General features: G+C 63.6%; 16 protein-coding genes. 5 read left to right on the forward strand and 11 right to left on the reverse strand.

Translation table 11 applies throughout. The annotated features are described in order from the left end of the window. Position 1 precedes the first annotated feature (1 nt). A complete protein-coding gene (locus tag WDX12_RS05970; protein ID WP_434724258.1) occupies positions 2-259 on the forward strand; it encodes a hypothetical protein in 258 nt (85 codons plus the stop codon). Between the two features lie 6 nt (positions 260-265). Here WDX12_RS05970 and WDX12_RS05975 read toward each other — a convergent pair whose 3' ends face one another. The 4 genes from WDX12_RS05975 to WDX12_RS05990 all read right to left on the reverse strand — a co-directional run bounded on the left by WDX12_RS05975 (position 266) and on the right by WDX12_RS05990 (position 3,451). Continuing rightward, positions 266-1,324: a dipeptidase gene (locus WDX12_RS05975; protein ID WP_434724259.1), complete on the reverse strand. Its 1,059-nt coding sequence runs from the start codon at positions 1,322-1,324 to the stop codon at positions 266-268. A 262-nt stretch (positions 1,325-1,586) separates the two neighbouring features. Beyond that, positions 1,587-1,886, reverse strand: a complete 300-nt coding sequence (locus WDX12_RS05980) for a GNAT family N-acetyltransferase (protein WP_027166574.1) — start codon at positions 1,884-1,886, stop codon at positions 1,587-1,589. Continuing rightward, positions 1,879-2,514: an alpha/beta hydrolase gene (locus WDX12_RS05985; RefSeq protein WP_434724260.1), complete on the reverse strand. Its 636-nt coding sequence runs from the start codon at positions 2,512-2,514 to the stop codon at positions 1,879-1,881. The genes WDX12_RS05980 and WDX12_RS05985 overlap by 8 nt, the downstream gene beginning before the upstream one ends. Before the next feature lie 4 nt (positions 2,515-2,518). Next, positions 2,519-3,451 (reverse strand): VOC family protein, encoded by a 933-nt coding sequence (locus WDX12_RS05990; RefSeq protein ID WP_434724261.1) that lies wholly within the window; start codon positions 3,449-3,451, stop codon positions 2,519-2,521. Between the two features lie 212 nt (positions 3,452-3,663). Here WDX12_RS05990 and WDX12_RS05995 point away from each other — a divergent pair, with 212 nt between their 5' ends. Beyond that, a complete protein-coding gene (locus WDX12_RS05995) occupies positions 3,664-5,217 on the forward strand; it encodes an alkaline phosphatase family protein (RefSeq protein WP_434724262.1) in 1,554 nt (517 codons plus the stop codon). A gap of 179 nt (positions 5,218-5,396) precedes the next feature. On the opposite strand, the gene WDX12_RS06000 is transcribed toward WDX12_RS05995, so the two are convergent. Further along, positions 5,397-6,752 (reverse strand): PRC-barrel domain-containing protein, encoded by a 1,356-nt coding sequence (locus WDX12_RS06000; protein ID WP_434724263.1) that lies wholly within the window; start codon positions 6,750-6,752, stop codon positions 5,397-5,399. Positions 6,753-6,988: 236 nt separating this feature from the next. Here WDX12_RS06000 and WDX12_RS06005 point away from each other — a divergent pair, with 236 nt between their 5' ends. Next, positions 6,989-7,909 carry a diacylglycerol/lipid kinase family protein gene (locus WDX12_RS06005; protein ID WP_434724264.1) on the forward strand — a complete coding sequence of 307 codons (921 nt, stop codon included), beginning with the start codon at positions 6,989-6,991 and terminating at the stop codon, positions 7,907-7,909. An 8-nt stretch (positions 7,910-7,917) separates the two neighbouring features. Here WDX12_RS06005 and WDX12_RS06010 read toward each other — a convergent pair whose 3' ends face one another. The 4 genes from WDX12_RS06010 to WDX12_RS06025 form a co-directional block, all read right to left on the reverse strand. Continuing rightward, entirely contained in the window at positions 7,918-8,121 is a 204-nt protein-coding gene (locus tag WDX12_RS06010) for a hypothetical protein (RefSeq protein ID WP_434724265.1), read from the reverse strand. Positions 8,122-8,384: 263 nt separating this feature from the next. Beyond that, complete coding sequence (locus tag WDX12_RS06015) at positions 8,385-8,846, reverse strand: hypothetical protein (protein ID WP_434724266.1); 462 nt, start codon at positions 8,844-8,846, stop codon at positions 8,385-8,387. Between the two features lie 6 nt (positions 8,847-8,852). Beyond that, positions 8,853-9,179 carry a DUF883 family protein gene (locus tag WDX12_RS06020; protein WP_320296578.1) on the reverse strand — a complete coding sequence of 109 codons (327 nt, stop codon included), beginning with the start codon at positions 9,177-9,179 and terminating at the stop codon, positions 8,853-8,855. A gap of 104 nt (positions 9,180-9,283) precedes the next feature. Beyond that, positions 9,284-10,045 (reverse strand): Crp/Fnr family transcriptional regulator, encoded by a 762-nt coding sequence (locus WDX12_RS06025; protein WP_320296577.1) that lies wholly within the window; start codon positions 10,043-10,045, stop codon positions 9,284-9,286. A 152-nt stretch (positions 10,046-10,197) separates the two neighbouring features. Between WDX12_RS06025 and WDX12_RS06030 the strand changes: the two genes are divergently transcribed. Beyond that, on the forward strand, positions 10,198-10,578 hold the full coding sequence (locus tag WDX12_RS06030; protein WP_320296576.1) for a response regulator: 381 nt from the start codon (positions 10,198-10,200) through the stop codon (positions 10,576-10,578). 137 nt (positions 10,579-10,715) lie between these two features. On the opposite strand, the gene WDX12_RS06035 is transcribed toward WDX12_RS06030, so the two are convergent. Together WDX12_RS06035 and WDX12_RS06040 are read right to left on the reverse strand one after the other, a co-directional pair. Then, positions 10,716-11,267 (reverse strand): RNA polymerase sigma factor, encoded by a 552-nt coding sequence (locus WDX12_RS06035; protein ID WP_040985057.1) that lies wholly within the window; start codon positions 11,265-11,267, stop codon positions 10,716-10,718. A 3-nt stretch (positions 11,268-11,270) separates the two neighbouring features. After that, on the reverse strand, positions 11,271-11,474 hold the full coding sequence (locus WDX12_RS06040; RefSeq protein ID WP_320296575.1) for a NepR family anti-sigma factor: 204 nt from the start codon (positions 11,472-11,474) through the stop codon (positions 11,271-11,273). A gap of 217 nt (positions 11,475-11,691) precedes the next feature. On the opposite strand from WDX12_RS06040, the gene WDX12_RS06045 reads away from it, so the two are divergent. Continuing rightward, positions 11,692-12,486: a response regulator gene (locus tag WDX12_RS06045; RefSeq protein ID WP_320296574.1), complete on the forward strand. Its 795-nt coding sequence runs from the start codon at positions 11,692-11,694 to the stop codon at positions 12,484-12,486. Positions 12,487-12,629 lie beyond the last annotated feature (143 nt).

Genomic DNA, 12,629 nt, shown 5'->3' on the forward strand with positions numbered 1-12,629 from the left:
CATGGCAAGCGAAGCGGAAGACCCTGAAACGGAAGCCGCCGAGCAGTGGCAGCTCGTCAACACGCCGCTCGGCGAGATGTGGTCCGGCCGCACCCGCTACGCGGCGGCGATGTATTTCTTCAAGCGCGGCGAGATGAATGCCGAGACGCTGGAGGTCTACCGCATCTGCGCCCGGCTCGACGCGGAAAATCCCTTGCCGATCATCCGCGACCGCGGCATCGGCAAGGAATGGCTGAAGCGCATGGGCTATGGCCAGTAGTCGCGCTTAACCTATCGTGCGTTCAAGCACGCTCAACCAATTCCGATAAGCGATCTTCTCGATCAGCGCGCGTCCGAAACCGCGCGCCGCTAGCGCGTCGATGAGCTTCGGCAGGCCGGCGACGTCGCCGATGGGGGCCGGGATCATGGCGCCGTCGAAATCGGAGCCGAGACCCACGCCGTCCTCGCCCAGAGCCTGCAGCAGCGAATCGATGTGGCGCACCATGATGTCGATGCTGGTGTCGGCATTCATGCGGCCGTCCTCGCGCAGGAAGCCGGTGGCGAAGTTGAGGCCGACCACGCCGCCCGACTCGCGGATCGCACCAAGCTGCCAGTCGGTCAGGTTGCGCGAATGGCCGCAGATCGCATGCACGTTGGAATGGGTGGCGACCAGCGGCGCATCGCTGAGCTCGGCCACATCGCGAAAACCCTTCTCGTTGAGATGCGAGAGGTCGATCATGATCCTGAGCTGGTTGCACGCCTTGACCAGCGCCTTGCCGGCATCGGTGAGGCCAGGCCCGGTGTCGGGCGACGACGGAAAGCGGAACGGCACACCATTGCCGAAGGCGTTCGGACGGCTCCAGACGATGCCCAGCGAACGCAGCCCGGCGGCATAAAGCACGTCGAGCATGGCAAGCCCGGGATCGATCGCCTCGACACCTTCGATGTGGAACACGGCCGCGATCGAGCCCTTGGCCATCGCGTTCCGCACATCGCCTGCGCTGCGGCAGACGGTGAGTGCACCCGCGCGCTCCAGCCGGAACAGGATCGAGGCCATGCCGATGGTCGAGGTGATCGCCTCGGCCTGCGGCAGTTCCGGCGGCAGCGGCTCGTTGTCGCTCGGCGCCGGCGGCACCGCGCTGCGCTTCGACTTTTCGACCGGCGGCGGAAAGATCGCGAACATGCCGCCCGCAAAGCCGCCCTTCCTGGCGCGCGGCAGGTCGATATGGCCGCCCGGCGTCCCCTCGATGAACAGCTTTTCGACGTCGGCTTCCTTCGACTGGTAAAGTCGAAGCAGCGTGTCGTTATGTCCGTCGAAAACGGGGATCAGGTCGGTATCGGTCATCAGGGAAGCCATTCAAATCGGTGACAGGCGGGACGACAGGTTTCGTCCGAGCGAACTGTCAACTTAGGCAAGATGGCCGGGCGGTGCAAATGTCAGAGGCGCGCTTTTCCTTCTCCCCTTGTGGGAGAAGGTGTCGCCGAAGGCGACGGATGAGGGGTGTTCCAGGGAAAGCCGGCGTCTCACTCCGCTGGAGCACCCCTCAACCGTCTTGGCGCTGCGCGCCAATCCACCTTCTCCCGCAAGGGGAGAAGGGAGCGCTGCGCTACTGCTTCAGCACATCCGCCCATTCCGGATGACGCCGGAACTGGGCGTTGGCGAAGGGGCAGAGTGGGATGATCTTCTTGCCGGCGGCGCGCGCATCCTCGACCGCGCGGGTGACGAGCCGAAGCCCGGCGCCCTGGCCGCGAAAGACATCCGGCACCTCGGTGTGATCGATGATGAGCTGGTGCTCGCCGATCTTGGTGAAGGTCATCTCAGCCTCGGCGCCGCCAGGTCCGCGCAGCACGTAGCGCCCTTTGGAGCCGCGGTCTTCAAGTTCGATCTCGGGCAGTTGGTCAGCCATTGTTCTTGCCTCCTTCAGCGGGCGCGAGCGCGAACAGCCGCCGCGTCGCTTCGATTTCATTCGGCCGAACCTCATGCCCGCCGTCGTGCCATTCCACAGTGACATCGGCGCCGTCGGCGCGCAAATAAGCCTCTAGCCGCGACGTCAAATTGGGCGGACAGATCGGGTCGCGCCTGCCGGCCGTGATCAGGATATGGCGGCCGGCAAGGCTGCCCTGGACGCGGGGTTCGAACGGGATCAGCGGATGCATCAGCGCCGCGGCATCGAACAGGCTGGGCTCGGCAAACACCACCGAAGCCAGGATGTTGGCGCCGTTGGAATAGCCGAGGCCGAGCACCGCCGAAGGCTTCGCCGCCTCGACATGCGCCTTGACGAAGCCCGCCATCTTCGATGTCGCGCGCGCCAGGTCATCCATGTCGTAGACGCCCTCGCCGGTGCGGCGGAAGAAACGGGCAGCACCTTGCTCCGAGACATCGCCGCGCGGCGAGATGATCGTCGCCGAAGGCACAAGCTCGCGGCCGAAACCGAGAAGCTGGTTCTCATCCGCGCCGGTGCCGTGGAAGACGAAGAGCAGCGGGCTGCCCGGCGAACCGGGCAGCACCTTGTGGATGTAAGCGTCCTTGCTCATGGCTTCAGCCTTCCAGCTTCTGCAGGTGCTCTTCGAGGTAAGGCCTCAGATGCTGATGCTGCATCGGCAGCTTCAGCGCCTCGCCGAGATGCGCGGTGTCTTCGTCGCGGTCGAAGCCCGGCTCGTTGGTGGCCACCTCGAACAGCACGCCGCCCGGCGTGCGGAAATAGATCGCCCAGAAGTAATCACGATCGATGACCGGCGTCACGCCGTAACCCGTGTCGACCAGCGCCTTGCGCACCTCGAGCTGCTTTGCACGATCCTCGACCGCGAAAGCGACATGGTGCACCGAGCCGGCGCCGAGATTGGCAAAGCCGGCGCCCGGCAGCGATTCGATATCGACGACATCGGCGCCATTGCCGTTCTTGATCGCCATCCGGCGGATGTTGCCGGACTTGTCGACCTCCTCATAGCCCATGAACTTCAACAGCTCCTCGGTGGCGCCTCCGTCCTTCAGCCGGAGCGAGACCGAATGAAAGCCGCGGATCGCCTCGTCGCCTGGAACCCCGCCCTTGACCCAGGGCGCTCTCTTGTCGGCCTTGTCCTCGACCAGCGCGAAACTGTCGCCGTCGGGACCGGTGAAGGTGAGCCGCTTCTCGCCAAAGCTATCCGTGCGGGCGACATTGCCCACGCCGTCGTCGGCGAAGCGCTTTTCCCAATAGGCCAGCGTGCCTTCCGGTACCGAGAACACCGTGGTGCCGACCTCGCCGACGCCATGCCGGCCCTTGCCGATATCGGGGAACGGAAAATAGGTCATCACCGAACCCGGCGTGCCGACCTCGTCGGCATAGTAGAGATGGTAGACGTCCGGCGCGTCGAAATTGACGGTCTTCTTCACCCGGCGCAGGCCGAGCTTCTTCGTGAAGAACTCATTGTTGCGGCGTGCGTCGCTCGCCATAGAGGTGACGTGATGCAGGCCCTTGATCTGATCGAGCATGATGTTGCTCCTTCCTTGTCCTTGTGCGGCCCTCGCCGCTGTCCACGCCAATATGAGGATAGGCGGGCCCGCGGCAAAGCGGCCAAACACAGAATGGACTGTGTCATAAAAGTGAACGACTGTTCAAAATTTGTTCACCAATCCATCACAGGCATCGACTTGCAACGCCGGTGATTTCCGTTCCATCTGGGCGCTTCCACAAGGAAACGATCTTGGACAATCCGACGAGCCGCCCGAATGTTCTCCTCATCACCTGCGACCAGTGGCGTGGCGACTGCCTGTCGGCGGCCGGCCATCCGCTGGTGCAGACGCCGAATGTGGACGCTTTAGCCGCCGAAGGCGTGCTTTTCCGGCGTCACTATGGCGGGGCAGCACCCTGTTCTCCCGCCCGCGCGAGCCTCTATACCGGGCTCTATCAGATGAACAACCGCGTCTGCGGCAATGGCACGCCGCTCGATGCGCGCCATGGCAACATCGCGCTTTCGGCACGCGCGGCGGGCTACGATCCCACCCTGTTCGGCTACACCGATGTCTCGCTCGATCCGCGCCAGCTTGTGGCCGAGGATCCGCGCCTGCGCAGCTACGAGGGCGTGTTGCCGGGCTTCACCGTTAGGCAGGCCCTGCCCGAGCATCAGAAGCAATGGCTGTCATGGCTCAAGGCACAGGACATCGACACCGGCGCCGGCAGCCCCGGCATCCATCGCCCGGCCAAGGGACAGACGGAAGGGGACGTGACCAACGCGCCGCCGGTCTATTCGAAGGAGCAGACGCCGACCGCCTTCCTCGCTGGCGAATTCATCCGCTGGCTCGGCGAGCAGGAGAAAGGCGCGCCGTGGTTCGCGCATATCTCCTTCATCAGCCCGCACCCGCCCTTCATCGTGCCGGAACCCTACAACACCATGTATGATCCAGGCGACGGTCCGGCCTTCCGGCGCGCTGCAAGCTGGCAGACCGAAGCGGAAAGCCACCCCTATGTCGCCTATGATCTCGACCGGCAGAAGCGCACAAAATTCGTTCCCGGCATCGAAGGCAACGTGCCGGACTGGAGCGAGGAGAACTTCCGCTTAATCCGCGCGATCTATTACGGCATGATCTCCGAGGTCGACGCGCAGCTTGGCCGCATCTGGCAGGCGATCAAATCAGCGGGCGCCTGGGACGACACCGTGATCGTGTTGACCTCCGACCACGCCGAGATGATGGGCGATCATTTCATGCTCGGCAAGGGCGGCTTCTTCGACGCCAGCTATCATATCCCACTGATCATCCGCGATCCGCGCCGCAGTGCCGCGGCTGGCGCGGCCGTGGACCGCTTCACCGAGGCTGTCGACATCTTCCCGACCTTGCTCGACCTGATCGGCGCCGCGCCGCAGCGCCATCTCGACGGCCGTTCGCTCGCGCCCTGGATCGAGGGCAAGATACCGGAGACCTGGCGCGAGGCCGCGCATTGGGAGTTTGATTTCCGCACGGTCGCCAAAGGCGAAGCCGAACGCCATTTCGGTATCGGATCGAGCGCCTGCAACCTCGCCGTCATCCGCACGGCGGACTTCAAATATGTCCATTTCGGCGGCGGCCTGCCGTCGCTCCTCTTCGACCTGTCGAAGGACCCGGGAGAGCTGAACAACGTGGCGAACGACCCGGCCTATCTGCCGACGCGGCTCGAATTCGCCGAGAACATGCTCGCCTGGCGCGCCGCGCATCTCGATCGGTCGCTGGCATTGGCGGAGCTGACGGAAGATGGCGTGGTCGGATACGTGAGTAGGCAGTAGGCAGTAGGCAGTAGGCAGTAGGCAGTAGGCAGTAGGCAGTAGGCAGTAGGCAGTAGGCAGTAGGCAGTAGGCAGTAGGCAGTAGGCAGTAGGCAGAGAATATCCCAACGCCCAGGCGCTTTGCCAACTCCCTTTCGCCTACTGCCTACTGCCTACTGCCTACTGCCTAATCCCTAATCCCTATTTCAAAATCATCCTCTGCTGGTCGCGCTTCTCGGCGTAGCTGCCTTTGTCATAGGCCGTCTGCGCCTGCAGCTGTTCCTTGGTGAAGTTGGTGTAGAGATATTTCTTGCCGTTCTTGTCGGTCATGAATTTGAGCTTATCCATGCCGAGCGCCACTTCCTTGGCGCCGATCCCGAGGAAGCCGCCGACATCGATGATCACCGCATCCGGCTTGTTGTCCTTCAGCACCACGTCCCCGATCTCGCCGATCTTGGCGTCATTCGCGCCATAGACGGTTGCGCCCTTCAAATCGTCGCCGCGAATATCGCCCATCGGCATCTCGGTCAGCGTCGACTTGTCGATGGAGGCGGTCTTGGTCTGGTCGGTGGCGCTGGTGTCGGCTGGCTTGTTTTCAGCCGTGGCCGTAGCCGGCGCCGCAGGCTTGGTCTCGGCCGTCGACTTGGCGGGCTCTGCCGGCTTCGCTCCCTTATCGGAGGTCGTATCCGAAGACACCACCGCGGGCGTGGTCGCCGCGGGGGCGTTGTTCGCGGCCGTCGTCGAGCCCGGCGCTGGATCATAGGCCTTGCGGTTGAACTCGGGCTGGGCCTGCAACTGCTCCTTCGTCGTCTCGGCCACCAGCCAGCGGTCGCCGTTCTTCTCCGCCCACTTGGCCTTGGCGAAGTCGTAGGCGACGTTCTTCGTGCCGATGCCGAGGAAGCCGCCGACGCCGATCACCAGCGACTCGGCCTTGCCGTCCTTGGCGAGCACGATATCCTTCACGTCGCCGATCTTCTGGGCGTCGTCAGCGGTGCCGTTATAGACCGACTCGCCCATGATGTTGCTGGCGAGGTTGCCATCCGCCTTCTTCACCGGTGCGGCCGCCGGGGCCGCCGCCGGGGCCTGGGTTGTCGTCGTGTTGTTGGCGGGCTGCGTAGCGTCGGCCGACTGCGCCGGTGCCGGATCATACGGCTTGCGGTCGAATGCCGGCAAAGCGCTCAACTCGTCTTTGGTCGACTTGGCGACCAGCCAGCGGTCGCCGTTCTTCTCGGCCCATTCCAGCTTGCTGTAATCGAAGGCGACGTCCTTCTTGCCGACGCCAAGGAACCCGCCGACCCCGATTATGGCCGACTTGGCCTTGCCGCCGGCATCGAAGACGACATCATCGACCTTACCGATGTTCTGGGCGTCGTCGCCGGTGCCGTTGTAGACGGACTCGCCGATGATGTTGGTCATGAGCGCGCCGTCCGAGCGCATGACCGGAGCCGGATTTTCGGCTGCCGGGGCCTGTTGAGCCGGAGCGGGCGTCGTCTGTGCAAAAGCGCCGGTCGCGAGCAGCGTCGCGATCGCGGTCGTTGCAAAAAGAGTGCGGATCATCATGGTCTCTCCTCGTGCCTGATCTGTGTGCATGACGCTCCCTCGGCCGGCCTCTGATCGGCGGGTCGGGAGCGGCAGTGTCGACAGGTTCACAACGTTGTGACCGGGGTGTTGTTCCAACCACGACGCGTTCACGAGCGCCTGGTTTGCTAGACCCTGTGGTGGAACCATTGCGGCGGCATCTTCGTTCCGGCTTGCGGCTGGCTCAACCGGCCCAAGGTAATATGGAGTGGCGTATGCGGTTTGCTGCGGTGCTGAACCAGGACGGCGGCACGCTCCGCACCATCGACGTTGAGGCATTTTCCGAACAGCTTCGTCAGACGCTCGAAGCGGCGGGACATTCGGTCGAGGTCGATATCGTTGCCGGCCGCGACATCGCCGCGGCGCTGGAAAAGGCCATCGCCAGGCGAAACATCGATGTCGTTCTTGCCGGAGGCGGCGACGGCACCATTTCCACCGCGGCGTCCCTCCTGATGAACAAGAAGAAGGCCCTGGCCATCTTGCCCGCCGGTACGATGAACCTTTTCGCGCGGGGCCTGGGCATTCCGCAGACACTCGAGGCGGCGCTGCAGTCCTTCGCCGATGGCGAGGTCATCGCCGTCGATATGGCCAGCGCCAACGGCCGGCCCTTCGTGCATCAGTTCTCCGTCGGTATGCATGCCAAGATGGTTCAGTTGCGCGAGAAAATGGATTTCGGCTCGCGCCTTGGGAAGATGCAGGCATCCGTGCGCGCGGCATGGGCGGCGATCAAGAACCCGCCGGCGTTGAAGGTAAGCCTCAGCGTCGGAGAGGCCGAGATCGTCACCCGCACGACCGGCATCGGCATCTCCAATAATCTGTTCGGCGAAGGCCACCTGCCCTATGCCGACGATCCGGCCGGCGGCGTGCTCGGCATCTATGTCAGTGTCGCGCGCCGGCGTCATCATCTGGCGAAGCTGCTCCTGGATATGCTGCGCGGCAGGCTGCGCCAGAGCGCGCATGTCGAAGTTCATCAAGCTGGCAGGGTCGTGCTGAAAATCCGTTCGCCCACCAGGAAATTCAGCGCGGTGCTGGATGGCGAACTGATCAGGCTGGAGCGCGAAACCACGATCGAGATTCACCCCGGCGCGCTGAAGGTGCTCGTCCCGTCAAGCAATGCGCAGGCAAAGGCGGCGTGATGCGGAAATCAACCGCCCTGGACGGATTTCTGCGCCGCGGGCGGCGCTTGCGGTACGGACTGCTGCGTCGTCGGCGATTTGATCAGCTCGCCGTAAATCTCGACCGCCCCCCACGCGATGAAGGCGAGCAGGAGCCCGGCGATGAGGATCCTGAGCGCATGCCAGCCCCAATGTCCCTGGCGTGCTTTGTCTTCGGGTACGATCTTGGTCACGATAGGCCTCCATGCTGCACGGCGGCGGGCTTCAGCTGCGACATGGCGGTAACGGGCCCTGTTCGGGAAGGTTCCGCGTCGGGGGAGCACGTTCAAGCAGCATGCGGCGATCGTGCTTTGGCTCTATCCCGAACCACCGCCCCGCCGAGGTCATCGACCGCGATGTAGGCCACGAATTCTCCCATCCCGGCGGCGTCTTCGCCGGGATGTCGGTGCCGCTGGAGCCGTCCTTGACGTGGACGGTCCGTGCGTGACCGAACCGCTTACGGCATCTCCTCCGGGTCCGGCTTTGGTGGCCTGGTGTTCTCGCGATAGATGGCGTAGGCGACGACCGCCAGGGCGGGCGCGATGACGGCGGCGCCCAACCCGCCCTTGCTCTTGGCGAGCGCCGGTAGCAGGGCAAGCGCCGCGGTAACGCCCAGCGCGGTCATGTCGGCCTGCCGCCGCCGCGCGCGCCGCCTGCTGCGCATGCTGGTCGTCAGCTTGTGAATGACAAGGACGAGCCCGGCAAGCACCAGGAAGCCGATGCCGAAGCCAAGACTGGTCGCCAGCGGTCCATAACGCGCCGCCAGCCAGATATAGGCGGCGCCGATGAGGAAGCCGACACCGCACAGGGCAAAAACGGCGGCAAGTCCGTAAAGGATTGCCGTCGTCCGAGCCCTGTGCACAGCGGCCATGGCCTCGCCGGAGACGAGGGCCGAGATCAGCGAGACAAGCGCCCCCATCTGCGGCTAGCGGCGCGAAAGCAGGGCGAAGAGGAAGCCGACGCCGGCCGCGATCGCCAGCGACGTCACCGGCTTCTCGCGCACTTTGGCTATCAACTGCGCTTCGATGTCCTCGGCACTTCCGCGCATGCTCTCGAACGCGGCTTCGCCCTGCGCGCGCAATTGCTCGACGCCGTCCTGCGCGGCGCGACGGGCTGCGCCATAGCCGTGCTGACCGGTCCTGGCGAGTTGCTCGGTGAGTTTCTGGATGTCCGCCTTCAGCTGCTCGATATCGGCTTCGAGATCGGCGGTGGTTGCTTGGTCCGTTGCGGATTTGCCTGCGGCGGTTGCCATTCTCTAACTCCTTGCGTTTGCGTTGGTTTCAACGCCCGTTCAGCGCCATGGTTCCGGGCCTGGCCGCCCAAGCACTGTAGAGGATGTTGGGATTCAGGTCAGGCCTAGATCAGCGGTCGGCGTTCTTCACCAAGCCCCTCCCATCGGGCAAGCTTCTTCAGTCCGTCATAGTCGATCACCTCGCAGCCGCCATCCCGCCACATGACAAGCTTGCGATCCATCAGCTTGCGGATCGTCTTGTTGGTATGGACCAGCGAAAGGCCGAGCGTGTCGGCGATGTGCTGTTGCGTGATCGGGATCTGCACCGGCGTCTTGCCGTTGAGGCCGGCGCTGCGCGCGCGGCTGGCGATGAAGGCGATGAGATAGGCCGCTCGTTCGAGCGCGGTGCGGCGGCCGATGCTGAGCAGGTTCTCGTCCAGCATGCGTTCCTCGCGCGATGCGATCCAGGTGATGTCATAGGCAAGGCCGGGATGGTTGCGATAGAGCTCCTGCAACTGGTCGCGTTCAAAGACGCATAGCAGCATCGGCGACAAGGCCTCGACCGAATGCTGCATCTCACCCATCAGGCTTCCCTGCAGGCCAATGAGGTCGCCAGGCATGGAAAAATTGAGGATCTGCCGGCGTCCGTCGGACAAAAGCTTGTAGCGGAACGCCCAGCCCGACAGCACGGTGTAGAGATGCGCGCTGTGGCTGCCTTCGACGAGGACTGTCGCGCCTTTGTCGACGGCGAGCTCGCCACGCTTGAAGGTGCTGATAAATGACAACTCCTGCTTGTCGAACTCGCGAAAGGCAGGCAACGGCCGCAGCGGGCACTTCTCGCAAGGATACTGACGACTGGCAGCCGGACGTGCGCTTTGGCTGGACATTTCGACCCCTCTTCGAAATCCCTGCCCTTATGGGCGCATGGAAACGTTCGAGAGAGGCAGGGGTTCCGCGGAGCGTCACGCCCATGTCTTTTTTAAATGACATCGTGATGGATTCCGCGCATCAGTGCGCCCCTGCCAAGGAGACATCGATAGTGACAGCATTGCTTGACGGATTGCGCATTCTCGTCCTCGAAGACGAGTTCCTGATCGCGATGGATGTCGAGCAGCTTTGCCGCGACCACGGCGCCGCGGATGTGACGATCATGCGCGAGCTCGGCGAGATCGATGGGCAGGCGCTGCCTGCGAACTTCGACGCGGCGGTGGTCGATCTGATGCTCGGTGGCGTCTCGACCCTGGATTTCGCCGCGCGGCTGCGCAGCGAGGGCGTGCCGTTCGTGTTCGCCTCGGGCTATTCGGATTCGGACGAGATCAAGGGCTCGTTCCCGGACATCCGGCTGGTCACCAAGCCCTACTCGGGCGACGATCTGATCGAAGCCGTGGCGATCGCCTGCGGCCGCGTCGCCCCGGCCTGAGGCCATCCTTGCAATCGGTAGCGTTGGCGATCGGCTTAGAGCAGTTCAGCGTTTGATAGAATCGCTGAACTGCTCTCACTCCTTGTTTTTGCGCAATTCTGGACAGAAAACCGCTGCGCACTTTTCTTGGAATTGCTCTAGGCTGCGTTCGAACCTGTCACCTGCGCAGAGATCGCGTCGGGGCCGAACTCGTCCTCTCCGGAAATCTTGAGGATCTCCTGCAGCCTGGCGCGCGCCCGGCTGACGCGGCTCTTGATCGTGCCGACCGCGCAGCCGCAGATCTCGGCGGCTTCTTCATAGGAGAAGCCGGACGCGCCGATCAGGATGATGGCCTCGCGCTGATCCTCGGGCAGTTGCTCGAGCGCGCCGCGGAAATCCTTGAGGTCGAGCTGGCCATGCTGAGCCGGATGAACGGCAAGCCTGGCCGTCATGATGCCGTCGCTGTCCTGCACCTCGCGGCCGCGCTTGCGCATCTGCGAATAGAATTCGTTGCGCAGGATGGTGAACAGCCAGGCCTTCAGATTGGTGCCTGGCTGGAAGCTTTCATGCTTGTCCCACGCCTTGACCAGCGTTTCCTGGACGAGATCGTCGGCCCGGTCGGCATTCTGCGTCAGCGACACGGCAAAGGCCCGCAGGCTCGGGATCGCACCGAGCAGCTCGGTCTTGAAGCTCTGGGATACCGCCGCCATGCCTCAGTCCTTTTTCTGGGCAGGTTCGGTCTGTTCCAGTTGGCTGAGCAACTGAGCGAAACGGTCCGGGACATGGTCCGAGACCAACTCGTCATAATACTGCTTGAGCTTGCGGGCTATCTCGGAGTTTGCCCCCAGCGGATTGCCGTCCCCGTTCCAATGCCTGCTTGCGGCATCAGCCATCTGTTTCTTTGTCATTTCTTTCATAGTAGCCCTAGTTTCCAGCGCCTGAACCGCTCTTCGACTTCAAACCACAACGCAAGCGGAACCTTCGTCTGGTTGCCCATCCCGACCCCCGAAACGCCCGCCTGCTAATTTAGTTCCACAGCCGGCGGAACTTTTTCCGAAAGCCGGCGTTTGATTTCCGGGGCTTGCAATCAGTGCGGCCTTGAACGTGCAACGTCATCTGAGGGAGACGTCAACAATGGGTTTGTCCGCTACCATCGCTCCGCATCTTCCGTTCCTGCGCCGCTTCTCGCGGGCGGTATCGGGATCGCAGGAGAGCGGTGACGCGCTGGTCGCCGCGATGCTGGAAGCCATCATCGCCGACACCAATATCTTCCCCGAAGCCTCGAGCGACCGCATCGCGCTTTACAAGGTTTTCGCCAGGCTGTTCACGTCCGTGGCCATCCGCGTGCCGCAGGAACAGGCGCAGACAGCCTGGGAGCAGCGGGCCGCGGCCAATCTTAACGCGCTCGCGCCCTTGCCGAGGCAGGCTTTCCTTCTGGTTGCCGTCGAGGGCTTCAGCGAGGACGAGGCGGCGGAGATCCTCGATGTCGACGAGGATGAGTTCTCCGAGCTGCTTGCCCAGGCGAGCAACGAGATTTCCCGGCAGGTCGCGACCGACGTGCTGATCATCGAGGACGAGCCGCTGATCGCCATGGACATCGAGGAGATGGTCGAAAGCCTCGGCCACCGCGTGGTCGGCACGGCGCGCACGCATGCCGAGGCCGTGGCCGTGTTCGGCAAGACGCGGCCGAAAATGGTTCTTGCCGACATCCAGCTCGCCGACGGCAGCTCGGGCATCGAAGCCGTCAACGAGATCTTGTCCTCGACGCCGGTACCGGTGATCTTCATCACCGCCTTCCCGGAACGCCTGCTGACCGGCGAACGGCCCGAGCCGGCCTTCCTGGTCACCAAGCCGTTCAATCCCGACATGGTCAAGGCTCTGATCAGCCAGGCCCTGTTCTTCGATCGTCAGGCCAAAGCCGCCGCCTGATCCCTTCCGAAGCTTGGGACTTCGAGCGTCATGCTAGGCCTTCGCGCCGCGCGTGACGCTTGGCCGTTTGCGGACTGAAAAGCCCATCGAGGGGATCGTCTTTTTCAGCAAATGGTGGAACAAACGACACCGAACCACGTTCT

Source organism: Mesorhizobium sp. RIZ17, from assembly GCF_051127865.1.
Taxonomy (GTDB): Bacteria; Pseudomonadota; Alphaproteobacteria; order Rhizobiales; family Rhizobiaceae; genus Mesorhizobium; species Mesorhizobium humile.